The 24,405-nt window shown below is 61.6% G+C and carries 21 protein-coding genes; 9 read left to right on the top strand and 12 right to left on the bottom strand.

The window, feature by feature from the left end; all coding sequences use genetic code 11:
* Together ACQY1L_RS05500 and ACQY1L_RS05495 are read right to left on the bottom strand one after the other, a co-directional pair.
* A complete protein-coding gene (locus ACQY1L_RS05500) occupies window positions 1-1,416 on the bottom strand; it encodes an FAD-binding oxidoreductase (RefSeq protein ID WP_113110650.1) in 1,416 nt (471 codons plus the stop codon).
* Between the two features lie 87 nt (window positions 1,417-1,503).
* Window positions 1,504-2,367, bottom strand: a complete 864-nt coding sequence (locus tag ACQY1L_RS05495; RefSeq protein WP_113167508.1) for a DMT family transporter — start codon at window positions 2,365-2,367, stop codon at window positions 1,504-1,506.
* 94 nt (window positions 2,368-2,461) lie between these two features.
* On the opposite strand from ACQY1L_RS05495, the gene ACQY1L_RS05490 reads away from it, so the two are divergent.
* Window positions 2,462-3,898: a PLP-dependent aminotransferase family protein gene (locus ACQY1L_RS05490; RefSeq protein ID WP_430243208.1), complete on the top strand. Its 1,437-nt coding sequence runs from the start codon at window positions 2,462-2,464 to the stop codon at window positions 3,896-3,898.
* A gap of 10 nt (window positions 3,899-3,908) precedes the next feature.
* Here the strand turns inward: ACQY1L_RS05490 and ACQY1L_RS05485 are convergent, their stop codons facing one another.
* Entirely contained in the window at window positions 3,909-7,094 is a 3,186-nt protein-coding gene (locus tag ACQY1L_RS05485; RefSeq protein ID WP_209901234.1) for an efflux RND transporter permease subunit, read from the bottom strand.
* On the bottom strand, window positions 7,091-8,269 hold the full coding sequence (locus ACQY1L_RS05480) for an efflux RND transporter periplasmic adaptor subunit (RefSeq protein ID WP_430243204.1): 1,179 nt from the start codon (window positions 8,267-8,269) through the stop codon (window positions 7,091-7,093). The genes ACQY1L_RS05485 and ACQY1L_RS05480 overlap by 4 nt, the downstream gene beginning before the upstream one ends.
* A 218-nt stretch (window positions 8,270-8,487) precedes the next feature.
* On the opposite strand from ACQY1L_RS05480, the gene ACQY1L_RS05475 reads away from it, so the two are divergent.
* Together ACQY1L_RS05475 and ACQY1L_RS05470 are read left to right on the top strand one after the other, a co-directional pair.
* On the top strand, window positions 8,488-11,064 hold the full coding sequence (locus ACQY1L_RS05475; RefSeq protein WP_430243202.1) for an ATP-dependent helicase: 2,577 nt from the start codon (window positions 8,488-8,490) through the stop codon (window positions 11,062-11,064).
* Between the two features lie 68 nt (window positions 11,065-11,132).
* Window positions 11,133-12,278: an amidohydrolase gene (locus ACQY1L_RS05470; RefSeq protein WP_430243835.1), complete on the top strand. Its 1,146-nt coding sequence runs from the start codon at window positions 11,133-11,135 to the stop codon at window positions 12,276-12,278.
* A 45-nt stretch (window positions 12,279-12,323) separates the two neighbouring features.
* On the opposite strand, the gene ACQY1L_RS05465 is transcribed toward ACQY1L_RS05470, so the two are convergent.
* Together ACQY1L_RS05465 and ACQY1L_RS05460 are read right to left on the bottom strand one after the other, a co-directional pair.
* Window positions 12,324-13,784 (bottom strand): DUF2778 domain-containing protein, encoded by a 1,461-nt coding sequence (locus ACQY1L_RS05465; RefSeq protein WP_430261983.1) that lies wholly within the window; start codon window positions 13,782-13,784, stop codon window positions 12,324-12,326.
* Window positions 13,785-14,279: 495 nt separating this feature from the next.
* A complete protein-coding gene (locus ACQY1L_RS05460; protein WP_062581070.1) occupies window positions 14,280-15,503 on the bottom strand; it encodes a YeeE/YedE family protein in 1,224 nt (407 codons plus the stop codon).
* A 304-nt stretch (window positions 15,504-15,807) separates the two neighbouring features.
* On the opposite strand from ACQY1L_RS05460, the gene pncA reads away from it, so the two are divergent.
* The 3 genes from pncA (at window position 15,808) to ACQY1L_RS05445 (ending at window position 17,627) form a co-directional block, all read left to right on the top strand.
* Window positions 15,808-16,434 carry a bifunctional nicotinamidase/pyrazinamidase gene (gene pncA / locus ACQY1L_RS05455; RefSeq protein ID WP_430243199.1) on the top strand — a complete coding sequence of 209 codons (627 nt, stop codon included), beginning with the start codon at window positions 15,808-15,810 and terminating at the stop codon, window positions 16,432-16,434.
* 117 nt (window positions 16,435-16,551) lie between these two features.
* A complete protein-coding gene (locus ACQY1L_RS05450) occupies window positions 16,552-17,298 on the top strand; it encodes an AzlC family ABC transporter permease (protein ID WP_174196527.1) in 747 nt (248 codons plus the stop codon).
* An 11-nt stretch (window positions 17,299-17,309) separates the two neighbouring features.
* Window positions 17,310-17,627 carry an AzlD family protein gene (locus ACQY1L_RS05445; protein ID WP_430243197.1) on the top strand — a complete coding sequence of 106 codons (318 nt, stop codon included), beginning with the start codon at window positions 17,310-17,312 and terminating at the stop codon, window positions 17,625-17,627.
* 6 nt (window positions 17,628-17,633) lie between these two features.
* Here ACQY1L_RS05445 and ACQY1L_RS05440 read toward each other — a convergent pair whose 3' ends face one another.
* Entirely contained in the window at window positions 17,634-19,469 is a 1,836-nt protein-coding gene (locus ACQY1L_RS05440; RefSeq protein ID WP_430243195.1) for an aminopeptidase P family protein, read from the bottom strand.
* A gap of 238 nt (window positions 19,470-19,707) precedes the next feature.
* On the opposite strand from ACQY1L_RS05440, the gene ACQY1L_RS05435 reads away from it, so the two are divergent.
* Complete coding sequence (locus tag ACQY1L_RS05435; protein WP_062456227.1) at window positions 19,708-19,881, top strand: hypothetical protein; 174 nt, start codon at window positions 19,708-19,710, stop codon at window positions 19,879-19,881.
* Window positions 19,882-19,961: 80 nt separating this feature from the next.
* Here ACQY1L_RS05435 and ACQY1L_RS05430 read toward each other — a convergent pair whose 3' ends face one another.
* The 3 genes from ACQY1L_RS05430 to ACQY1L_RS05420 form a co-directional block, all read right to left on the bottom strand.
* Window positions 19,962-20,843, bottom strand: a complete 882-nt coding sequence (locus ACQY1L_RS05430) for a 50S ribosomal protein L11 methyltransferase (RefSeq protein ID WP_062456224.1) — start codon at window positions 20,841-20,843, stop codon at window positions 19,962-19,964.
* 66 nt (window positions 20,844-20,909) lie between these two features.
* A complete protein-coding gene (locus tag ACQY1L_RS05425) occupies window positions 20,910-21,509 on the bottom strand; it encodes an SCO family protein (protein WP_062456221.1) in 600 nt (199 codons plus the stop codon).
* Window positions 21,510-21,608: 99 nt separating this feature from the next.
* Window positions 21,609-21,764: a hypothetical protein gene (locus ACQY1L_RS05420; protein ID WP_430243192.1), complete on the bottom strand. Its 156-nt coding sequence runs from the start codon at window positions 21,762-21,764 to the stop codon at window positions 21,609-21,611.
* Window positions 21,765-21,887: 123 nt separating this feature from the next.
* Here ACQY1L_RS05420 and ACQY1L_RS05415 point away from each other — a divergent pair, with 123 nt between their 5' ends.
* Entirely contained in the window at window positions 21,888-22,355 is a 468-nt protein-coding gene (locus ACQY1L_RS05415) for a chemotaxis protein CheW (RefSeq protein ID WP_062457968.1), read from the top strand.
* 79 nt (window positions 22,356-22,434) lie between these two features.
* Here ACQY1L_RS05415 and ACQY1L_RS05410 read toward each other — a convergent pair whose 3' ends face one another.
* Together ACQY1L_RS05410 and ACQY1L_RS05405 are read right to left on the bottom strand one after the other, a co-directional pair.
* On the bottom strand, window positions 22,435-22,932 hold the full coding sequence (locus tag ACQY1L_RS05410) for a CreA family protein (protein WP_430243190.1): 498 nt from the start codon (window positions 22,930-22,932) through the stop codon (window positions 22,435-22,437).
* A gap of 66 nt (window positions 22,933-22,998) precedes the next feature.
* Window positions 22,999-23,595, bottom strand: a complete 597-nt coding sequence (locus ACQY1L_RS05405; RefSeq protein ID WP_162734954.1) for a 3'-5' exonuclease — start codon at window positions 23,593-23,595, stop codon at window positions 22,999-23,001.
* A gap of 267 nt (window positions 23,596-23,862) precedes the next feature.
* On the opposite strand from ACQY1L_RS05405, the gene ACQY1L_RS05400 reads away from it, so the two are divergent.
* Complete coding sequence (locus ACQY1L_RS05400; protein WP_430243187.1) at window positions 23,863-24,402, top strand: GNAT family N-acetyltransferase; 540 nt, start codon at window positions 23,863-23,865, stop codon at window positions 24,400-24,402.
* Window positions 24,403-24,405 lie beyond the last annotated feature (3 nt).

Here is a 24,405-nt window from a genome sequence, read left to right as displayed (position 1 = left end):
TTATTCCGCGATGCGGAAGATCTTTCCCGGATTGAAGAGGTTTTGCGGATCAAAGCCTTTCTTGATCGACCGCATCAGCTCGACGGCACCGCCCAGTTCCTCGTCGAGATAGGACATCTTGCCCTGCCCGACGCCGTGTTCGCCGGTGCAGGTTCCGTCCATCGCGAGAGCACGGCGGCTCAGGCGTCCCGTAAACGCCTCGACATTGGCAACGGAAGCCGGATCCTTGTCGTCGAAAAGCACGAGAACATGGAAATTGCCATCGCCCGCATGGCCGACGATCGGCGCCAGAAGCCCCGCGTCGCGAATATCGGCTTGGGTCTCGGCCACGCATTCCGCCAGCCGCGAGATCGGCACGCAGACATCGGTGGAAAGGCCGTTGAGCGACGGATCGAGCGCCCGGCCTGCCCAGTAGGCATTGTGGCGGGCGTTCCACAGCTTCGTGCGTTCCTCGGCATTGGCAGTCCAATGGAACTCGTCGCCGCCGCAGTCGGAGGCAATCTCGGCGAACTGTTCCGACTGGATGCGGACCGTTTCTTCTGTGCCGTGAAATTCGAGAAACAATGTCGGCTTCTCGGGGTAGGATAGGCCCGAATAGGCATTGCAGGCGCGGATCTGCACGTCGTCGAGAAGCTCGATACGCGCAACCGGAATGCCCATCTGAATGGTCATGATGACGGCATCGCAGGCAGCCTCGACGCTCGGGAAGGCGCAGACGCCGCCGCCGATCTTTTCCGGAATTCCCTGAAGCTTCAGCGTCACCGACGTGATCACGCCGAGCGTGCCTTCGGAGCCCACGAAAAGCCGGGTCAGATCGTAGCCGGCCGAGGATTTGCGGGCGCGACGCGCGGTGCGGATCTCTTCGCCATCGGCGGTCACGACGGTCAGTGCCAGGACATTGTCCTTCATCGTGCCGTAACGCACCGCGTTGGTACCGGACGCACGGGTCGACGCCATGCCGCCGATCGTTGCGTTGGCACCGGGATCGATCGGAAAGAACAGGCCGGTATCGCGCAGTTCGCGGTTCAGCTCCTCGCGGGTGATGCCTGGCTCCACGGTGACGTCGAGATCTTCAGGGCTGATGCGAAGGACCTTGTTCATGCGGCTGAAATCGATCGAAATGCCGCCGGACGGCGCATTGACCTGACCTTCGAGCGAGGAACCAACGCCAAACGGGATCATCGGAACCCGGTGTTCGGAGCAAGCCTTCACCACGGTCTTCACATCGTCGCTCGTCTCGACGAACACGACGCCATCCGGAAGCTGGCCCGGAAGATAGGTCGTTGTGTGGGCGTGCTGTTCGCGGAATGACTGGCCGGTCTGGAACCGCTCGCCGAAGGCCTGTTTCAAGATACCGAGGACCGCGGCAATGCCCTCCTCGTTCCGTTGGCCTGCCTTCACGTCGCGAATTGCCATGCTACGTCTCCTCAAGATGCTAGGGCTTGGTTAGGAGACACGGCAAGGTTTGTCCAGAACGAACAACCCCGCATCGGTACGCTGGGTTTATCGCGCGAAGCGGCGAGCCCCGGCCACACAGAGGATGACGGCCAGCGTCACGACGATCATCATCGGGCTGATGCTTTCACCGAGCAGCAGGGCGGCAAGCACGAGGCCGAAGAATGGCTGCGTCAGTTGCAGCTGGCCGACCGCAGCAATGCCGCCCTGCGCCAGCCCGCGGTACCAGAAGATGAAACCGATCAGCATGCTGAAGAGTGAGACATAGCCGAGGCCAAGCCATACCGGCATCCGGATCGCTGAGAAATCCGGCGGCAGCTGCGTAAGCGTGATGACGACCATCACCGGCAGAGATAGAACAAGCGCCCAGCAGATCACCTGCCACCCCCCGAGCGTCCGCGACAGGCGGCCACCTTCCGCATAACCGAGGCCGCAGACGAGAACCGCGGCAAGCATCATGCCGTCGCCATAGGGTGACGCCATCACACCCTGCGACAGCGCAAAACCGGCAACGCAAGCGCTCCCGGCAATCGCGAAGATCCAGAATGCCCGCCTGGGTCTCTCGCCACCGCGCAGAACCGCAAAGCATGCCGTCGCGAGCGGCAACAGAGCGATGAAGACGATGGAATGGGCCGATGTCACGTGCTGGAGTGCCAGCGCAGTGAGAAGCGGAAAACCCACCACGACGCCGAGCGCGATGACCACAAGAGACACGAGGTCGCGGCGCGACGGCCATTTCTCCCGGAAAACAAGGAGAATGCAGAGCGCGAGGATGCCGGCAATCGCGGCACGGGCAACGGTTAGAAAAACCGGATCGAACTGCGTGACGGCAACCCTTGTCGCCGGCAGCGACCCGCTGAAGATGATCACGCCGATCATGCCGTTGATCCAACCTGAAAGAGAACGATCCATAAGCCTGCATACCCCTACCAAAAGCCTTCGACGCTTATGCACGCAAGCCTCTGGCCGCGACAGCTACACTCAGGTACGATTTGACAAAACTGTAATGGTGCATGAGGCAGTACGGATGGACTTGGGGACGCAAGGTGGGCAGAAGGTCGCTATGGTCGTTTCAACCATCCGGCAACGGATTTCCGGGCGCAGCCTTGTGCCCGGAGCAAAGCTTCCCTCCGTGCGAAGCCTCGCGGCAACTCTTAAAGTCTCCACCTCCACCGTCGTCGATGCCTACGACCGGCTGACGGCAGAGGGCGTGATCACCTCCCGCCCCGGCTCCGGTTTCTACGTTGCCAGCCAGACGGCACCGTTGTCGCTCGCGCAGATCGGTCCGAAGCTCGACCGCGCCGTTGATCCCCTGTGGGTGTCACGGCAATCGCTCGATGTCCGGCGCGATGGCCTCACGCCTGGTTGCGGCTGGCTACCGCCGTCCTGGTTACCGGACGAGACCCTGCGGCGATCGCTTCGCACACTGTCCCGCGGCGATACGGCAGCACTTACGGACTACGGTTCTCCGCTCGGCCTGACACCGCTTCGAAGCCTGATTGCGCGCAGAATGGGAGAGCGCGGCATCGAGGCTTCGCCCGACCAGATCGTGCTGACCGATTCCGGCACCCAGGCGATCGACCTTCTCTGCCGGTTCCTGATCGAGCCCGGAGACACCGTGCTTGTGGACGACCCGTGCTACTTCAATTTCCAGGCGATCCTGCGCGCCCATCGCGCCCGGATCGTCGGCGTGCCCTATACGCCAAGCGGGCCCGATCTCGACGCTTTCGCAAACGTCCTCGCCTCACACCGCCCTCGCCTCTACATCACCAATTCGGCGGTCCACAATCCGACGGGGGCAACGCTTAGTCCCGTCACTGCGCATCGCGTCCTGAAACTAGCCGAACAGTTCGGCCTGACGATCGTCGAGGACGATATCTTTGCGGATTTCGAGCACACGCCGGCTCCGAGGCTGGCAGCCTTCGACGGTCTCGATCGGGTCATTCATATCGGCAGCTTTTCAAAAACGCTGTCCGCTTCGGTCCGCTGCGGCTTCATCGCCACCAAGCGGGACTGGATCGAGGGTCTGACGGACCTCAAGATCGCGACCTCGTTCGGCGGCCCATCGCTTGCGTCCGAACTGGTCTACCAGGCGCTGAGCGATGCCAGCTACCGCAAGCATGTGGACACGATGAGGGGGCGGCTCGCCGGCGCAAGGTTCGAGGTATCGGCACGGCTGAAGGCGATCGGGATCGTGCCGTGGATCGCGCCGCAGGCGGGCATGTTTTTGTGGTGCAGGCTGCCCGAGGGTCTCGATTCCGCCGACGTGGCGCGGGCGGCACTGAAGCACAACATTGTGCTTGCTCCGGGCAATGTCTTCAGCCCGTCGCAATCAGCGGCGAGCTCCATGCGCTTCAACGTGTCGCAATCGCTCGATGGCCGGATCTACGACGTCCTGAAGCAGATTTTCGCCGACATGCGGAACCCCGAAACCGTTGCCTGAAGGCAAGCCCTTACTCGGCTGCCATCAGCTGCTGCTCTTTCGTATCGTTGGCACGTCCCTTGCGGGCGCTTTCCAGCTCGTCCTGCAGCCGCTGTTCCTCGTGCACCTGTGGCTTGGAGAAGCGGGCGATCAACAAGTATGCGACAGGGGTGATGTAGAGCGTCACCATGGTTGCCATGCCGAGGCCACCGACGATCACCCAGCCGAGCGCGATACGGGCTTCGGCACCGGCGCCCTTGGCAAGAACCAGAGGCACGCCGCCGATCACGGTCGCGATCATCGTCATCATCACCGGTCGAAGACGGATAGCGCACGCCCGTTCGATCGCCTCGCGGCAGGACGCGCCCTCGTTGCGCAGATGGTTGGCGAACTCGACAATCAGAATGCCGTTTTTCGCCATGACCCCGACAAGCAGCACAAGCCCGATCTGGCTATAGACGTTGAGACTGGAGCCGGTCAGAACCAAGGCGAAGGCAGCGCAGGCAAGTCCCAGCGGCACCGTGGACATGATGATGATCGAGGACAGGACACTTTCGAACTGCGCCGCAAGCACCAGGAAGATGATGGCGATCGCAAAGCCGAATGTCAGCGCCATGCCGCTCGAGTTTTCCTTGAGTGTCGCAGCCTCTGCCAACGGTATCAGACGTGATCCAGCTGGCAGGAGCGGCTGCGCAAGCTCGGTCGCCGCCTGGACCGCTTGACCGAGCGAGACACCGTCCTTGAGGCTGGCCGAGAAGGAGACTGCCGCAAGCCGCTGTTCGCGGTTGAGCCTCGGCGCCACGGCCCGTTCCTCGAGCGTCGCGACGGTGGAGAGCGGCACCATGCGGCCATCCTTGGCCTTCAGAAAAATGTTCTCGAGATCCGTCGGGTCATCGATCGGACGCGTCGTCGATGTCAGCTTGACCGGCGTCGCCTCGCCGTCGACAAACACGTCCACCACAGATCGGCCTTCGAGAAGAGACTGCAGCGACGTGCCGAGATTGGTGATGTCGATTCCGAGATCCGATGCCCGCTCACGGTTCACCGACACGAAGATCTGGGCCTGTGTCGGCTCGTTGTTGAGACGCGGCGTATCGAACAATCCGCTCGCACGAAGCTGGTCGACCAGTTTCAGCGCGGCGGCCGTCAGCTCTTCATGATTGGTGCCGACCATCGCCATCTGCAACCCGTTGCCGGCACCGCGGATACGCAGACTGTTCTGCTGCGTCGCGAAGGCGCGAAGCGAGGGCACGGTCGCGGTGGCCGCGTTGATATCCCGGACGATATCGGCCTGGCTACGCTCCCGCTCGGACCAAGGCGCGAGGGTCAGAACCATGAAGCCGTTATTGGTGGCGCCACCCTGCCCCGAGATCGAATAGATGTTCTGGATCTCGCCGGACGCCACGAGCGGCTGCAGTTTCTCTTCGATCTGCTGCAGCTTGTCGCGCATATATTGCAGGCTGATGCCTTCGGGCGCCGTCGCCCGCAGCATGACCATGGCCCGGTCTTCCGGTGGGGTGAGTTCGCTCTTGACCGTCTTGAAGGCCATATAGCCGGCACCGCCGAACAGCAGCGCAAAGACGATGACGATCGCCGGCGCGCCAAGGCAGGCATGCAGTGTCACCCGGTAGAAATTGGCAAACAGCGTTCCGAACCGGCCGAGCAGGCCGTCGTTCTTTTCCTGTATCGGCTTGGTCAGCATGCGCGAGGCAAGCATCGGGCAAAGCGTCAGCGCCGTGACCGAAGACAGCGCGACGGCAAATGCCAGAACGAAACCGAACTCGCGGAACAGGCCGCCCATCTGGCCGGGCAGGAAGGACAGCGGAATAAACACGGCGGCAAGCGTGGCGGTCGTCGCCAGCACCGCGAAGAAAACCTCCTGCGTGCCGATCACGGCGGCCGCGCGCGGTCCCATCCCCTCGGATCGTCGTCGCACGATATTTTCGAGAACGACGATCGCGTCATCCACCACAAGGCCGGTCGCAAGCACGATCGCCAGCAGCGTCAGAATGTTGATCGAGAACCCGACGGCATAGATCGCGACGAGCGTACCGATCAGCGCCACCGGCATGGTAAGCGCCGGGATGAGCGTCGCCTTCCAGTCGCGCAGGAAGAGATAGATGACGGCAATGACGATCGTGCCAGACAGCGCCAGCGCGATCTCCACCTCATGCAGCGCGCCTTCGATGAAGACCGCGTCATCACTGGTGATGGCAATGCGCGTGCCCTCGGGCAACGTCTTCTGGAGATCGGCGACGGCGGCCCGTACACCTTCCGAGATGCTGAGCGTGTTCGATTGCGCCTGGCGCAGCACGCCAAGACCGACGCCCGGAACGCCGTTCGATCGCAACGCCGTCGTGCCGTCGTCCGGCCCGAGCATCACGGTCGCCACATCGCGCAGCCTAACATTGTTGCCCAGCATGACGTTTTCGAAGTCTTCGGGCTTGGTCAGGCTCGCCGTCGCGCGCACGACAATGTCCTGCGTCGAGGATTCCAGCGACCCAGCGGGCACGTCGAGCGCAGCCGTCGATAGCGCCTCGGAGAGGTCTGCAATCGTCAGCCCACGACTGGCAAGCGCCGTCTGGTTCACGTCGACGCGGAAGACCTTTTCCTGGTCGCCGTAGAGTTCCACGTCAGCGACGCCGTCAACCGACGCAAGCCGGTCGGAGACCTCGTTATCGACGAGAAGCGTCAGGTCTTCCATCGACAACGAGTTGGACGTAACGGCAAGCCGCATGATCGGCTGGCTGTCGGAATCGGCCTTGATGATGCGCGGCTCGTCCACGTCGTCAGGCAACTGGCCGGTGACACGACCAAGCGCATCGCGCACGTCGTTGGCGGCCACCGCAAGATCGGCGGTGTCGTTGAATTCCAGCGTGACACGGCTCTGGCCGAACTGCGATTCCGACGAAACGGCCTTGAGGCCGGCGACCCGGGCAACCGCGCCCTCGATGATATCGGTCACCTCCTGGTCCATCGTCTGGGCGGAAGCGCCGTCGTAGGTGGTGCGGATGGTGATGACCGGCTGGTCCACATCCGGCAACTCGCGCACCTCGACGCCGGCAAGAGCGGCAAGGCCTGCGACGACGAGAAGCGTGTTGAGAACCGCGGCAAGGACCGGCCGCCGCACAAAGAGCGCGGTAAAGCTGTTCTGCTTTCCTGAAGACTGGCCGGACGACCCGTTGTTATTGGCGTTACCGCTGTGGCTGCTGCTCATCGGCTGGCGACCTCCGGCGGCTTTTCACCGGCAATGCGGACGGCACCATTTTCCCGGACCCGTTGCAACCCTTCGGTTGCCACGACATCGCCATCCTTCAGATTGGCCGAGACGAGGATCGCATCGGGATTGCGCTGGATCACCCTCACCCGCTCCTTGACCGATTTGTGATCGACGATATGCCAGACGAACGAGCCTTTCGCATCCCACTGGACTGCAAGCGGATCGACGCTTGGAAAGGTTTCGCCCGGAAACCGCATCGTCACGCCGAAAGACATGCCGGCGCGGAGTTCGTCATCAACATTGGGAATTCTGGCACGAATGCGGATCGTACGGCTTGCCGGATCGACCCTGTTGTCGACGGCCTCGACCGAACCCTCGAAGGTGCGGCCTGGACGCGAGACGGAGGCGGCCTCGACCGGCATGCCAGGCTTGACCTGGACCGCGAAACGCTCCGGCGCCCAGAAATCCACCAGCAGCTCGGTACGGTTGTCGATCGTCACGATATTGCTCGCGGTCGTGACGTTGTCACCGATATTGACCGCGACGATGCCGACGATCCCATCGATTGGCGCAACGACCGAGCGACGCTTCAGCGCCAATTCGGCGTTGGTGACCGTCAGCTGCGCCGTTTCGGACGCAATCTGCGCGTCGAGCACGTCGAGACGGGAAAAGCTCTTGAGGTTCCGGTAAGTATCGGATTTCTCGCGCGCACTGCGCAACACCACCTGCGCCTGATCGCGCAGGATGATCTGCTCGTCGTCATCGAGCTGCGCAAGAATCTGGCCCTTTTTGACCATGTCGCCGGATTTGACGAGGATCTCGTTTACGGTGCCCGTCGCCTGCGGCATCACGATAACCGACTGGATCGCCTCGCCGTCACCGATCGCCGACAGTCTGTCGTTGACCACGCCGGTTCCGACGGGTCTGGTTGCAACCAACACCACCTGGCTCTCACCGCCGCCCCGCTGCCCGCCGCGCGATGACGAAGCCGGTGCGCCCGCAACCGTTGCGGCCGCCGGCTCGGCGACATCAGGATTGATGGAAGTCACCATGCCTGCGGGAACGCCCATCGAAATCAGTGACCGCCCGGCATCTTCCGACAGGTAGACCCAGAGACAGAGCCCTCCGAGCAGTACCGCAACCGACATCAGAAGCTGGTTCCAGATCCGCATTCATTCCTCGCAAGTCTATCGATAAGTGGTGCAAGTATCCCCGTTTCGCGCCCAACTGGCAAGGTCGAGGAACCTACCTTACTGTTTTGTAACATCACGCGATTTCACGGATGTGTCAGAGCTTCAACGACACGGATCCGGACGATTCCTAGGGGAAACATAGGAATGAAAAGAGAACATCGGCTGGTCTTTCGAGCCCGAATCACTACATTGGCCGGATGAGTAACAGTTACGACGACATCCCTTTCTTCGATGAGGAGCCGGAGCCCGCCCCCCGCAAGGCGCGAGGCGAAGACCAATCGGACCAGCGCCCGGTGCCGGCATCGGCTGGCAACCATGGTTCGGCTCCTGTTCCTGCTGGTGGTGCCGGTGGTGCCTCCGGTGGTCTGGGGATCGCGGCGCGGGCCATGGCGGCACGCGGCGGCAACCGGCCGTCGCCCGACTATATGACCGGCCTCAACCCGGAACAGCGCGAAGCGGTCGAGACCTTGGATGGTCCCGTTCTGGTTCTGGCTGGCGCCGGAACCGGTAAGACCCGCGTGCTGACCACCCGTATCGCCCACCTGCTGGAGACCGGTCGCGCCTATCCGAGCCAGATTCTCGCCGTGACCTTTACCAACAAGGCGGCGCGCGAGATGAAGGAGCGCATCGGCGTTCTTGTCGGCGGCGCCGTCGAAGGCATGCCGTGGCTCGGCACGTTTCACTCGATCGGCGTCAAGCTGTTGCGGCGCCATTCGGAGCTGGTCGGCCTGCGATCCGATTTCACCATCTTAGACACCGACGACGTCGTGCGCCTGATCAAGCAGCTCATCCAGGCGGAAGGTCTCGATGACAAGCGCTGGCCGGCCAAGCAGTTCGCCGGCATGATCGATGGCTGGAAGAACAAGGGCCTGTTGCCGCCCGACATTCCGGAAGGCGACGCCCGGGCCTTTGCCAACGGCAAGGGCCGCGAACTCTATGCCGCCTATCAGGCCCGCCTGCGCACGCTCAACGCCTGCGATTTCGGCGACCTTCTGCTGCACCCGATCGCCCTGTTCCGCAAGGCACCGGATCTGCTCAAGGAGTATCACCAGCGGTTTCGCTATATCCTCGTCGACGAGTATCAGGACACCAATACGGCCCAGTATATGTGGCTGCGTCTCCTCGCTCAGCGCCCGAAGGATGTGCCGCAAAACGTCTGCTGCGTCGGCGACGACGACCAGTCGATCTATGGTTGGCGCGGCGCCGAAGTGGAAAACATCCTTCGCTTCGAAAAGGATTTTCCGGGCGCCAAGGTCATCAAGCTCGAGCGCAACTACCGCTCGACAGAACATATCCTCGGCGCTGCCGGCCATCTGATCGCCCATAACGAAGGACGCCTCGGCAAGACGCTGTTCACCGACCGGGTCGACCCTGAAGACGAAAAGGTCATCGTCCACGCCGCCTGGGATAGCGAAGAGGAAGCCCGTGCCGTCGGTGAGGAGATCGAGAGGCTGCAGCGCGGTGATGGTCGCAGCGATTCCAAGAAACACGCGCTGAACGACATGGCGATCCTGGTGCGCGCCTCGTTCCAGATGCGCGAGTTCGAAGACCGGTTCGTGACGCTCGGGCTCAACTACCGGGTCATCGGCGGCCCGCGCTTTTACGAGCGCCTCGAGATCCGCGATGCGATGGCCTATTTCCGCATGGTCTGCCAGCCGGCCGACGACCTTGCCTTCGAGCGTATCGTCAACACGCCGAAGCGCGGCCTCGGCGACACGACCATACGCTACCTGCATGACAGCGCCCGCGCCCGCGATGTGCCCATGCTGCAGGCCGCAAGCGAAATGATCGAGACCGACGAGCTGAAGCCGAAGGCCCGCAAGGCCCTGTTCGATGTCGTGCAGAATTTCCGCAACTGGCAGGCACGTCTCGAAACCGTGCCGCATACGGAACTGGCCGAGCAGATCCTCGAAGAGTCGGGCTATACCGACATGTGGAAGAACGACAAGACCGCCGAAGCGCCGGGGCGGCTGGAAAACCTGAAGGAACTGATCCGCTCGATGGAGCAGTTCGAGAGCATGCGCGGCTTCCTCGAACACGTCTCGCTCGTCATGGATGCCGAGACCAACGAGAACCTCGATGCCGTCTCGATCATGACGCTCCACTCGGCCAAGGGTCTGGAATTCGAGACCGTATTCCTGCCCGGCTGGGAAGAAGGCCTTTTCCCGCACCAGCGCGCCCTGGACGAAGGCGGCCGCTCGGGGCTGGAGGAGGAACGCCGCCTCGCCTATGTCGGCATCACCCGCGCAAAGCGACGCTGCCACATCTGGTTCGTCTCGAACCGACGCATTCACGGCCTGTGGCAATCAACCATGCCCTCGCGGTTTCTCGATGAACTGCCGCCGAGCCATGTCGATGTGGCGTCCTCGGAGTCCTCGAGCTTCGGCGGCTATGGCGGCCGCGGCGGCTACGGCCAGTCGCGCTTCGACAAGGCGGATGCTTTCGCCGGCAACTCCTATTCGACGCCCGGCTGGAAACGCGCCCAGGCCAACAAGACAGACGCCACCCGCGACAACTGGGGCAGCCGCTCCGGCCACGCCGTGGAACGCATCGGCTACGGCGAAAGCGGCCCCCGCGGCCGCACGATCGACGGCGAACTGGTCGCCAAGTCGACAACCGACACGCCGTCGAAATTCACAGTCGGCGACCGCGTCTTCCACATCAAATTCGGCAACGGCAACGTCACCGCGATCGAAGGCAACAAGCTGACGATCGAGTTCGACAAGGCAGGGCAAAAGCGGGTGCTGGACGGGTTCGTGGAGAAGGCGGGCTGACTGGACGTCTATCCACTCGCAAACGAGGGTCGTGACCATGATGAGGGGTTTAGAATTCGATGAATGACATGTCCCTCACCAACAGCGACGTCGTCGAACTCACCGCATGGCGCCGCCGGCTTCACACCATGCCTGATGTCTCCGGTGAGGAAGCGGGGACGGCGCGCGAGGTGGTGCGGTTCCTGTCGGAGACCGGTCCGGACGAGATCGTCGAAGGTCTGGGCGGCACCGGCGTCGCGGTCGTCTACGACAGTGGCGTGCCCGGAATGACGGTGATGCTGCGGGCGGAGCTCGATGCTCTTCCGATCAAGGAGTTGGGCGATCCCGAGTACAAGTCGAAGGTATCGGGAAAGAGCCATATGTGCGGGCATGACGGGCATATGGCAACGCTTGCGGCGGTCGGCCGTGCGCTCGGACGTCGACGTCCCGCCAAGGGTCGTGTCGTTCTCCTGTTCCAGCCGGCGGAGGAGAACGGCGCCGGGGCGGCAGCGGTCCTTGCCGACGAGACGTTCCGGGCCCTCACGCCCGATATCAGCCTGTCGCTGCACAATATGCCGGGCATCCCGCTCGGCCACGTCCATCTGAAGGACGGGCCGACCAATTGCGCATCGCGCGGCATGAAGATCATCCTGACCGGCAAGACTGCCCACGCGGCATGGCCCGAGACCGGGATTTCGCCTGTGGCGGCGGTGGCCAAGTTGTTGCCCGCCCTGAGCGGAATTTCAGATGGTTCGGTCGAAAACGACGACCTCGTGCGTGCGACCGTGACCCACGTGACGATCGGTGAACCCGCCGCCGGCATTTCACCGGCGCATGGGGAGATCTGGGTGACGCTGCGCACGTCGACGGATGATCAGATGTCGGCGCTTGTCGAACAGGCGGAGACAATGGCGAGAGATACGGCTGCGGCGGATGGGCTGGCGTTGACCGTGTCCTATCAGGATGTGTTCGGCCACTGCATCAACGATCCCGCTGCAGCCGACATCCTGAGGGCTGCGATGGATGCCGAGGGTGTTTTGCATGTCGCGGGACAAGCCTATCGCGCTTCGGAAGATTTCGGCCGCTTCGCTACGGTCTCGAAATCGGCCATGCTGTTTCTCGGCGCGGGCGAAAACCACCCTGCCCTGCACAACCCGACTTATGATTATCCCGACGATCTGATTGCGATCGGCGCGCGCATCTTCCTGGCCGCAACGCGGCAGACGCTGGGCTGACAACGAAAAACGGAGCCTAAAAGGCTCCGTTTGTTTTGAGTTTGATCAGGCGTCCTTGTTGCCGAACAGCTTTGCCATGATGCCGCCGCCGCTTGGGCCGGCGCCGGGGCGCTTGCCATCCCACTTCGGCACGATGATCATGTGGGTGATTTCGCCGCGCTGGAAGGCCTTCAGGAACTTGTCGTAGTCGGCGAACGCTACGCAACCGTGGCTGTCGCCGCGAACGCGAAGCAGGAAGCTGTGAGCGAGAAGACCCGTGCGGCCCTGCGGCGCCTTGCCGTCGGTCGGCGTCAGGCGGATTGCCGCAACACCGTGGAACAGCGATTCGCGCATCGAGAGCTTGTAGGTGCCCGGAGGTGTCGGGCCGCGCATCTTCACATGCGTGAAGTTCGGGTTGTCGCGCATGCTGCCGATGCCGGAATGGGCCTCGAGCTTGCTGCCGTTCGGCATGATGACCACGCCGTTGGTGATGTCGTAGATCGCAACCTTGGTCCCAATGCCCGGCCACTTCGGCGAACCCTGCGACGGAGCGAGAGGCTCTTCGCGCATCGGGTTGTTCGGCTTGGCAAAGGCAAGCACGGTTCGCTTGTCGTTATCGTTGTCGCCACGGCCAGGCTTTTGCGGTGCGACGGCTGCGATTGCGGCAAGTGCATTCGGCTTTTCAGGCTTGACGGAAGCGACGGCCATGGAAGCGCTGGTGGTGGCCGCACCGGGACGCAGGACCGGCAGTGGTCCGGCTTTCGGCAGCGCCTGGGCGAGAGATGTCGGCGCAGGTGAAGGTAGCGGCGTCGCCTGTTCGGCAATCGCCACCGTATCCTCCGACATGCTTTCCGGCAGATCGCTTTCGAGCGACGCCAGTTCCACCGGCTTCATCGTGTTGAGTTCCGCCACCTCTGTCGCCGGCTGAACTTCCTGGAGAATGTCGGGCATTGCGCCCAGAGCTTCGCTACCGCGTGGCGCTACGACCACAAGACTTTCCATGGCAGAACCGAGAGCGGACTTGATCTGGTCGGAGCCGGGCCGCAGCTTGCCAAGGGCCGCAAACTGCTGTTCGGTTTCGGCGTGACGGGCAGCCTTTGCCATCGCGAGATGCATCGACTGACGAACGCTTGCGTCATCCGGACGCTGGGAAGAGAGAGCAGCAAGCTGCGCTCCTTCCAGACGACCGCGCTTCGGCTCGGCCGGCGCGCTGCCTGGAAGGCGAGAGAATTTCGAAATATCGAGATTGCGGTCCGCAGTGCGCGCCGATGCAGCCACGAGATGCTCGCGCGCCGTTGGTGGCGCAAGCAGGGCCGTTTCGAACCTGATGCTGGGGGCAGACTTGACCGAGGTCGCGACCGTGACCATCGAGGCACCAACCAGCGCCGCCACGGTAAAGCCGACGCCAAGCGCCATATTCGTCATGAGTGAGCGGGACTTCTTGCGGCGCGCCTGCGCCGAGGATGCTTTCGATGCCGCTTTGCGACCGTTCTGCTTCGAAGCTTTGGATTCCAACTGACGCGCCATTACTCGTTACCCGAACCGTTACTCACACCGGCAAGGCCTGCTTTCGCAGTCTTGCCCGCAAGATCAAAGCGGACTGAGAAAGCAGACAGGATCTGCTCATCGCCGCCAATCGACTGCATATGAGAATGAACGATTATGGTAACCAATGTCTTTACGCCGCCCCGATTTGGTTTCGGTGGTGCACTTAAAAGCGCATACCGCCGGAAGTTAAGCAGAAATGCGGCAAAGGGGTGTTCGACCCTGCCCGCAAGTCCGGTGTCTAGCTCGTCGACTGTTGCTGTTTAGCGACAAAAGTTAACAAACTCAAGGCTTACACCGGTTTTTAACTGTTGCGACATTTGAGGTACGAAATCGCACCCGCAATTTTGAGGGGGTAAGATGCGGCAAGCCAGAGCCAAAGTGTGGCGACACTCTGTCTGAACCCACATGCGAAAATGGGCGCCTCTGTGGAGGCGCCCATGGATCGTGGAGTTTTGAAGGGATCCGGTGAACGGCTCAACCGTCGGCCCGGCGAATGGACCGACCTTCCATGAAGAAGAAGGGCCGCAATTTCACACCCAGCACATTTCCGGCAAACGCCGCGACTGCCCAGAGATAGCCATGCAGGCTGCCGGAAGCGATGCCGGAGAAATAGGCTCCGATATTGCAGCCATAGGCGATTCGCGCACCGTAGCCGAGCAGCAGACCGCCGACGACGGCCGCAAGGATCGAGCGGAGCGGAATGTCGAGGCTGGGTGCGAACTTTCCAGCAAGCGCGGCGGCCAGCATGGCGCCCGCGATGAGGCCGAAATCCATGACGGATGTGACATCGGCAAACACGCTTCCGGCCAGAGCCTTGGCATTCCCCGGCTGCTGCCAGTAGGCCCAGGCTGTCGGATCAAAGCCGATCGCCTGCGCGCCCTTCGCACCCCAGAGCGCGAAGGCGGACGTGATCCCCCAGGGACGGCCGGCGATTGCGAGCGTCGCGAAATTGAGGATGACGAGTGCAATCGCGCCAGCCACCAGCGGCCACGGACCACGCAGATAGCGGGCAAGACCATGCCGTGGCGACGGTGGTGCCTGTTCAAGCGCGCCGTTGCGCCGCTTCTCGACGACCACAGTGATCGCTGCGATCGCCGCGAATATGGCAAGCGATACCGCAATGCCGCCAAATGCGCCGAACGTCTGAAACAGAGACGTCGGCGGCAGCGAAGGAAGACTGACCCACCAGTCGAAGTGAATGGTGGCGAGAACCGAACCGACGATGAAGAAGAACAGGGTCACCAGCATGCGCGCATTGCCGCCACCGGCGGTAAACAGCGTGCCGGATGCACAACCGCCGCCAAGCTGCATCCCGATGCCGAACATGAAGGCGCCGACGATCACGCCGATACCGGCCGGCGAAATATTGCCACGCACCTCGGTGCCGAACAGCACGCCGTTGGATAGAGCCGGGAAAAACAGGATGACGGCAAGCGCCAGAAGAATCATCTGAACGCGAAGACCCCGGCCCCGGCCCTCCGCAATGAAGACACGCCAGGCAGACGTGAACCCGAAGGCCGCGTGATAGAGCGCGATGCCAAGCCCGCCTCCGATGAGGAAGAGCGCACCTTGGGCTGGACCATAAGCGAGGCCGAGCGCAACGGTGCCGACAACAAGCACGATGAGAGCGCCGAGACCGGGAAAACCGATCGGCGGCAGGCCTTCAGCCCGCGTTTCTAGCGAAGACGACAGTGACATGGGAGAAACTCCGTGAAGATGACCTCTAGATAGGGTTGTGGTCCGCATCCGACGAGGAATCACGTTTCAACATTCGGCTCGAAACCGGATTGAGATTTCAGATCCGTCAGCAAAAGCGATCGAGTCATCTTCAGACATCCTAGAAACCGCGGAGATCAGATGACCGCAGAACCTGCCACCAAGGCCGACCGTTTCGTCACAAATGATTTGGAGCGACGATCGTGTTGGGCAGAAGAGGCTTGATCGATGCCGCCATGCTTGGCATCTTCGTGTGACAAGGAAGAACCACTCGTGAGGACGATCTATGAAAGCGCTGCTCCTGATCGACATCCAGAATGGCTTCTGCCCTGGCGGCAACCTCGCTGTTGCCCACGGTGACGACATCGTGCCGATCGCAAACAGCCTCATTTCCGACGGCGGTTACGATGTGATCGTCGCCTCGCAGGACTGGCATCCCGCCAATCACGGCAGCTTCGCCTCCCAGCAACCGGGCAAGAAACCATTCGACATGGGCGAGCTCTCGGGCCAGCCGCAGGTCATGTGGCCGGATCACTGCGTGCAGGAAACACCGGATGCGGAATTCCACCCGGATCTCGATATCGGCGCAGTCGATTATATCCAGCAGAAGGGCGAAAACCCTGCGGTCGACAGCTATTCCGCCTTTCGCGACAACGACCAGGCCGCCCTTACCGGCCTTGCCGGTTACCTCCGGGCGCAGCAGATTACGGAGCTTGACGTTTGCGGTCTCGCCACGGACTACTGCGTGAAGTTTTCAGCCTTGGACGCTGTCGAAATGCTGCCGGACGTCAAAGTGCGCTTCATCGAGGATGCGAGCCGCGGCATAACACCCGAGGGTGTCAGGGCTGCCATCGAGGAGATGCGTGCCAACGGTGTCGGCATTATCAAGAGCAGCGAGATTCTCGCGGACTGACGCACTCCGCGCCGCCGATCGTTCAGCAAAATCGATACACGCATCAACGCAATTCGATTGTCACCGGGCGCTCACGTGCATAAACGAAGCATTGCACGCGCACGCATCGGAAGACTCATGAGTTTCAGCGAACCGATCACCACAAGCGGCCAGATCAGGAACGGATTGAAGAAGGGCTTCGTCATCGTCCTCTCCTCAGCCCCGTTCGGCATCCTGTTCGGAGCGATCGCCATCGACAACGGTTTCAGCATGGCGGAAGCGGCGCTGATGAGCGCGTTTGTCTTCGGCGGTGCGAGCCAGTTGGTCGGGATCGAATTGTTCGGCCATCATGTCGCGGCCTGGATGATCGTGCTCTCGGTGCTCGCCGTCAATTTCCGCCACGTTCTCTATTCCGCGGCAGTATCACCGATCCTCGGGCGCTTCCCGCTCCTCAAGCGCTGTCTTTCGTTTTTCCTGCTGACCGATCCGCAATTTGCCGAGACGGAGAAACGTGAAGAACAGACCCCCGTAACCTTCGCCTGGTACATCGCCATGGGCGGCGTGGTCTGGATTGGATGGGTCGGCAATACCATTGTCGGCGCGCTGTTCGGCAGCCTGATCGGCGACCCGAAGGCGATCGGCATCGATGTCCTCCTGCCCGTCTACTTTCTCGGTCTGGTGATGGGCTTTCGCAAGCGGCACAATTTTCTACCCGTCCTCGTCGCCGGAGCAGTCGGATCGGTTGTCGCCTACTGGGTCGTCGGGTCACCCTGGCATATCAGTGTGGGGGCAGCGCTCGGGATCGTCGTCGCGGCCATCCTGCCTCCTCCCGGAGCCTCGGATCACGACGTGAAAGACCCGGCCCTTGAAACGGAGGCTGCGTAATGGAAACCGGCATGAGCGCCTTCTCCGTCGATAGCCAGACCGTCACCCTGATCCTGATGGCCGCAATTGCGACATACGCCACGCGGCTCGGCGGCTACATCCTTGTCAACAGCCTGAAACGCATACCGCCACGGGTGGAATCGGCCCTCAACGCCGTGCCGGCCGCCGTTCTGGTGACACTCGTCGCTCCACCCTTCGTCAACAGCGGCTGGGACGTGCGCATTGCGATGATCGCGGCGCTGGTGTTCGGCTTGCGTTTTCCGGGCCTCATGGTCCTCGTCGTCGGCTGGGCGGCAGTCATGGCCGCCCGGCACGGTTTCGGCATGTAATCCGGTTCAGCCGGAGATCGGCGCCGTCGCAGCAGTGAGCCAGGTCTTGACCGAATCCTTGTCGATCAGCGGCATCAGTTTTTCGCGCACCTCTGCGTGATAGTCGTTCAGCCACTGCAGTTCTTCCGAGGTCATCAGCGAGGCGACGACGAGGCGGCGATCGATCGGGCACCAGGTCAGCGTCTCGAACGACAGAACCGGCATGTCGCCACCCTCGATGGGCTGCGCATCCTTCACGAAGATCAAGTTTTCGATGCGGATCCCGAAGGCGCCGGGGCGATAATAGCCGGGCTCGTTCGACAGGATCATGCCGGGCAGAAGCTCCTGCGTCGACATCCGCGAAATGCGCTGCGGTCCCTCATGCACGGAGAGATAGGACCCGACGCCGTGTCCCGTGCCATGCGCGAAATCAGCCCCCGCCTTCCACAGCGCGATCCGAGCGAGCGGATCGAGATCGCAGCCGCGCGTTCCCTTCGGAAACTTCGCCATGCTGATGGCGATCATGCCCTTCAGAACCAGCGTGAAGAAGCGCTTGCGATCCTCGGAAACCGAGCCGACCGCAACCGTGCGGGTGATATCCGTCGTTCCGTTGACATACTGCGCGCCCGAATCGATCAGGAACAGTTCGCCGGGCAGGATCTGCCGGTTGCTTTCGGACGTCACCCGGTAATGCATGATCGCAGCATGCTCTCCGGCACCGGAAATCGTATCGAAGGAAACGTCCTTCAGCGGGTTCTGCATACTCTGGCCGACGCGGGCCCGGGTCGCTTCCAGCGTCTTTACCGCTTCGATCTCAGTGATTGAGCCCGGCGTCTGGCCATCCAACCAGCACAGAAACTCGACGACAGCCGCGCCATCCTGCAGATGCGCCTTCGCCGATCCATCGAGTTCCGCCGAATTCTTGCAGGCGCGCGGCAGCTTTGCCGGATCGATCCCCTCGATCACCTCGCCGCCAGCTGCGAAGATTGCAGCCGTCAGCGCGAGCGGTGTCAGATCCGGATCGATCAGGATGCAGGCGCCGTCTTTTGAAACCTCAGCAAGACGCCCGAGGAACTCGGAGGGATCCCGCCGGAGGGCGAGAGCGTCCAGGTAAACCGCCTCTTCGCTCCCGAGCTTTGCCGCATCGATGAAGAGTTCTGCCTTGCCGTTTGCAAAGACGATCGCGCGCGCCAGCGGGTGTGGCGTGTGCGGCACGTCAGCCCCGCGAACATTGAAGATCCAGGCGACGGAGGACGGATCCGTGATCAGTACCGCAGACAGTCCCTTCGCTTCGGTCTGCCGCGCGATCTCGCTCAGCTTGTCGCCGGCCGGCTTTCCGGCAAACTCTTCTCTCTGGATGGTCAACGCGCCAACCGGTTCCGCAGGGCGATCGCTCCAGATCGCATCGAGCGGATTGTGGGCCAGCGAAACCAGCGTGCCGCCGATCTCCGCAAGCGCCTTTTCCAGCTTGCGCACTTCCGCACCGGCATGCAGCCAAGGGTCGATGCCGAGGCGGAACCCTTTCGGCGCATGTTTCGCAATCCAGGCATGCGGCGGCTCGCCGACCAGATCGCCGCCGGAAAACACAGTTCCGTCAACCTGTTCGGCCAGTTGCGTCACGTAACGTCCATCGACGAACACGATCGCCTCACGCTGCGTGATGAGCGCCATGCCGGCAGATCCGGTAAAGCCGGTCAACCACGACAGGCGCTCGGCCGACTCAGGCACATACTCGCCCTGATACTCGTCGGCGCGGGGCACGAGAAACCCGTCGATGCCGAGTTCGGCAAAGCCGTCGCGCAGGGCAGTCACCCTTTCGCGGCCGAACTGCGGGGCGGACTTGGTCTCGAACGATTGAAACATGAGTGAATTCCGGCTGGTTTGATTCCGACTGATGGCCGCCATGTTAGAACATTTCCCCGCGCCGCCGCCAGTATACTATGCAGATACGTGACAGGGCAGTCAGGGTCAGGAACCCATCCATGCAGCCGACGCATGCCACACATGATGCAGACCCACTGCCTGCCTCATTTTTTATCATCTAAGGTGTCGTCAATGTTCGATGACCTCTGGGGTCATCACTTTGAAAAGGACGAACACGATGGCCAACTCATTTCTCCGCAATGCAATGAACCGCGTGGTCGAAGCCCGTCAGCGTCAGGTCTCCCGTTACGTCAACGGCGCAATGCTTGGCCTTGATGATGCGACGCTGAAGAGCCTCGGCACGACGCGCGAAGAACTTCAGCGCCAGGGTGCGACCCGTTACATCTTCTGATTTGAAGACGACGCGATACCCGGCACGCAACTCGGTGTGCCGGCAAGCCTACAGAACCTGACAGGCCAGCCCATGGCCCGTCACATGCCTCGCACGAAGTGCATGGTCACCCAGCCGTTGCGCCAGATCGTGCGCACATGCCGGCAGCGGGCGCCTGCATAAGCGGAAATCACCTTCCAGCGCTGCTCGGCTAGAATACCGGACAGGATCACCGATCCGCCCGGTGTCAGATGCGTCACCAGCTGCGGCGCCATCTTGATCAACGGCCGCGCCAGAATATTGGCGATGATGAGGTCGAACGGACCGTCCTGGCGAAAGGCCGAGGAGTGGAAACCCGGTGCCGTCTCCAGCCGCAGTCCGCTGGCAATGCCGTTGCGGCGAACATTCTCCTTGGCAACCCGAACGGCGACCGGATCGATGTCCGTTGCAAGAACCGGGATGTTGCGCAACTTGCGCACCGCAATCGCCAGAACGCCGCTGCCCGTTCCCAGATCGAGCGCATTTCTCGGCTCGGTTGCTCGAACGACCGTGTCGATCACCTCGAGGCACCCCGCCGTTGTGCCATGATGGCCGGTCCCGAATGCCTGTCCAGCATCGATCTCGATGGCAATGTCGTTGATCTTGACCTTGTCGCGGTCATGCGAGCCATGAACCAGAAACCGCCCTGCCCTGACAGGCTTGAGCCCTTCGAGCGATTTGGCAATCCAGTCGACATCCGGGATAACCTCCATCGCAATCGAAAGATCGGGAAAATCCTCGCTGATCGCCTTTGCGATGCGTTCTCTGAAGACCTCTTCGTCGTCCGCCATCATGTAGACGGAGGCTTCCCAGATATCCTTCTTCTCGTCCACCTCGGTCGTGGCAATCGCCACGTCCTCTTCGCCGAACTCCAGCGACAGGAGGTCGAGGATCTCGGCCGAACCGATTTCGGTGGATGTCACGTAAAGCCGGATTTCACTCAAAGGAAGTCGCCTTTCATAATCTTCGCGGCAAGCTTTGCCACAGATAAGGCATCCGCCTCAAGCGACTTATCCCTTGGTCAGGTTCTCGAGCTTCTTTGCAGCAGCAGCAGGATCCTCGCCGTAAGCGATCGTTCCGGCAAAACGGCCGCCGTCCTTCAGGAGGAAAATCGATGCCGTATGGTCCATCGTGTAATCGCCGCCAGGGTTCTTCTCATCCACCGGCACCTTGCGGGCGAGCACGCGAAACCCTTTGACCATCTCCATCACCTTGGCAGGCGGGCCTGAAATACCGCGAATACGGTCGGAGACATTCGAGACATACTGTCCCATCAGCTCCGGCGTATCGCGCTCCGGGTCGACGCTCACAAAGTAAGCGTTGAGCTTTGTGCCATCGGGATCGACCTGATGCAGCCAGGTGTTCAGCTCGAACAGAGTTGTCGGGCAGACTTCCGGGCAATGGGTAAAGCCGAAGAACACGGCCGTCGGTTTGTCGCGGAACGCTGCTTCGGTAATCGGGCTGCCGTCCTGCGCCACAAGTTCAAACGGGACACCGAACGGCCCTTCGGCCACCTGCTGCTTCGAACGCGTGACCTCCAGGGTCAGCCAGGCCAGAACACCGGCCAGAATGACGACGGCGAGCCAAAGTACAATTCGGAAAGTCTTCATCGTAGTTTGCCTGCTGCATCATCAGTTGCGATCGTGACCGCTGATAGCCGCAGACGACGATTGTTGCAAATCACCACCGCGTTTTCACAGACGTGGCCGTCACATGCACCAGGAGAGCGTCCCCTCGGCCATCGCGAGGAAGATGGAAGAACCGTGCTGCGCCCAACCAACAAAAGCCAGGACGCCGATCAGCATCGCGGCAAGCGCGGCGATCAGAAAAACCGGAAGTCGGAGCGATGGGGCGGTCGGTTGCATGACCCACTATAGCATCGTCGACCGGCTGGGAAATAGAACAAAAAGCGCGTTGAGGCGGCAAAGATTAGGGGAAGTTTAACGGGGACGTGAGACCTTCAAAAAAACGACATCAGGATGATCGACATGAGTAACGCCATCAAGCAGTCGGGAGCCTATCTCGAAATCGTCTCCTTCCACCTGGGAGACCAGGAATTCTGCATCGACATCATGGCGATCCGCGAAATTCGCGGTTGGGCGCCGGTCACTCCGATGCCGCATACTCCGCCTTACGTGCTTGGCCTCATCAACCTGCGCGGCGCGGTGATCCCGGTCATCGACATGGCGTGCCGCCTCGGCATGAAGATGACCGAACCATCAGAGCGTTCGGCGATCATCGTCACCGACATCGCGGGCAAGCTGGTCGGCCTTCTGGTCGAACAGGTCTCCGACATGATGACGATCAGAAGCGAAGATCTGCAGCCGGCACCGGAAATCATTCCGGAAGCCCAGCGCGATTTCTGCCGCGGCATCGTTGCTCTCGAAAAGACCATGGTCTGCTTCCTGAACCTCGACACCGTCATTGCAGACGAACTGTCGCGGGAAGCCGCCTGATCGTAAGCCTTAGAGCTGTCCTAGTTAAAACCGGGTTCCGAAAGGAGCCCGGTTTTCTTACGTCAGGACGTAAAGCGGATCAGGGTTTGCCCTTTTCCCAGGTCACCGGCTGGTTGAACAGCGGCACGCTGGAGATCGCCATCTTCGCCGATCCTTCGACAACCTGTCGCGAATGGGCAAGGTAGATCAGCGTATCGTTCGGCTTGTCGTAGATCCGCTTGACCAGAAGGTCTTTCCAGATCAGCGACCGACCCTGGCGAAACACTTCCTCGCCACCGTCGTCCAGCTCGATATCACCGATCTCGATCGGCCCGGTCTGGCGGCAGGAGATGGAATTGTTGGACGGGTCCTCGAACCACTTGCCGTTCTTCAGCCTGTCGATGACGCTGCGGTCGAAATACGTGACGTGGCAGGTGACAACCTTCACCTTCGGGTCCTGCACCGCCTCGACGATGATGTCGTTGCCGATCCAGTCGACGCCGACCTTGCCGACCACCTGGGCAAGAGCGGGAACGGCAAGACCGCCGAGGATAGCGGCGGTCGCGAGAACGGCAAGGCGGCGGCTCGAACGAGTCATAGTGGCAAAATCTCCAGTCAACGATACGTGATCAGAGATAAGCTTCGGCAGCGGGGTTACAAGTGATCACTGCTTGCGCAATGTGCAGGCATCATAGCCACCGGAAAACAACCGCCCTGCCCGCATGCCGATCGCGGTCGGAATATCGTGGATATGCATGACCTCAAGCGACCGTGCAATCGCGATCGAGGCTTCGGCACAGACCGCCGCATCTTCCGCTGCGTTGTGATGCAGGAAGCTCAGCCCCAGGTGCTGCGCGAGGATATTGAGCTTGTGCGAGATCAGATGCGGCCAGACTTTCTGGGCCATCTTGACGCTGCAGAGATAGGACAGTTCCGGATAGGACTGCCGGTACTGGTCGAGACAGGCGCGCCAGACGCTGAAATCGAAGGCGGCATTATGGGCGATCATCGTCGCGCCGCGAAAATCGTCGATGAACTCGTCCATCACTTCGGGAAACTCGCCGGCATCCTCGACATGGTCGGGCCGGATCCCATGGATGGCGATGTTGAAGGACGAAAACCGCATGTCCCGCGGCCGGATCAGCCGTTCCTCGACCCGCACCACGCGACCATCCTCGATCCACGCAAGACCCACCGAGCAGGCGCTGCCGCGCTGTTCGTTGGCGGTTTCGAAATCGATCGCAATGGTCTTCAAGGTCATACCCTAATCTTCGGTCATCGGACTTTTATTCCGGATGGAACGATTCGGCAAAGCGGATCCCCGCCTGCATCTTGACCTCCACATGATTGTCAGGCCCAATGTGACCATGATGAACGCTATCGCCCTTACCCGTCTTACCATGACCATCCGCCTTGCAGGGCGTGTGGCGGGTTTGGCGCGTTAGTCGATCATCCGTCCACCACCCTGCCGAAACTGGCAGGGATCGGCTGGTCTGCTCTGCCTCGGTGATCCCCAAGGAGAGCAAGAGTGACTTCAAGCGAAGAGATCAAGGAAAAGCCACCGCGAGCCGAACGGCTGGACGGTTACGTGATCAGGTCGTCGACACCCGACGATGCGGCGGCCATCACGGCCCTCGCCAATCTTCCCGGATATCGCTACGGCACGCTGAGGCTGCCATATCAGACCGTGGCTGAGACACGCCAATATCTGGAAAACCCGACGCCCGGCGCAAAGAATCTCGTGGCGGACATGGACGGCGTCATCATCGGCGGCATCTCCCTCGGTCCGCTACAGGGCCGCCGCCGCCATGTCGGGACGATCGGCATGGGCGTGCACGACGATTTCGTCGGCCGCGGCGTCGGCTCGGCCTTGATGAAGGCCGCGATCGACCTTGCCGACAACTGGCTGAACCTGCACCGCCTGGAACTCGACGTCTTTACCGACAACCACGACGCCATCAGGCTCTACGAGCGCAACGGCTTTGTTATCGAAGGGCATCTCAGGGACGACGCCTTTCGCGACGGGCACTATGTCGACGCCTACGCGATGGCGCGGCTGAGGACTTGATGA

It is taken from the genome of Neorhizobium sp. DAR64862/K0K3 (assembly GCF_050500185.1).
GTDB lineage: Bacteria > Pseudomonadota > Alphaproteobacteria > Rhizobiales > Rhizobiaceae > Neorhizobium > Neorhizobium soli.
Note: the sequence above shows the minus strand (reverse complement) of the source record. Positions and strands in the feature narration are given on the sequence as shown.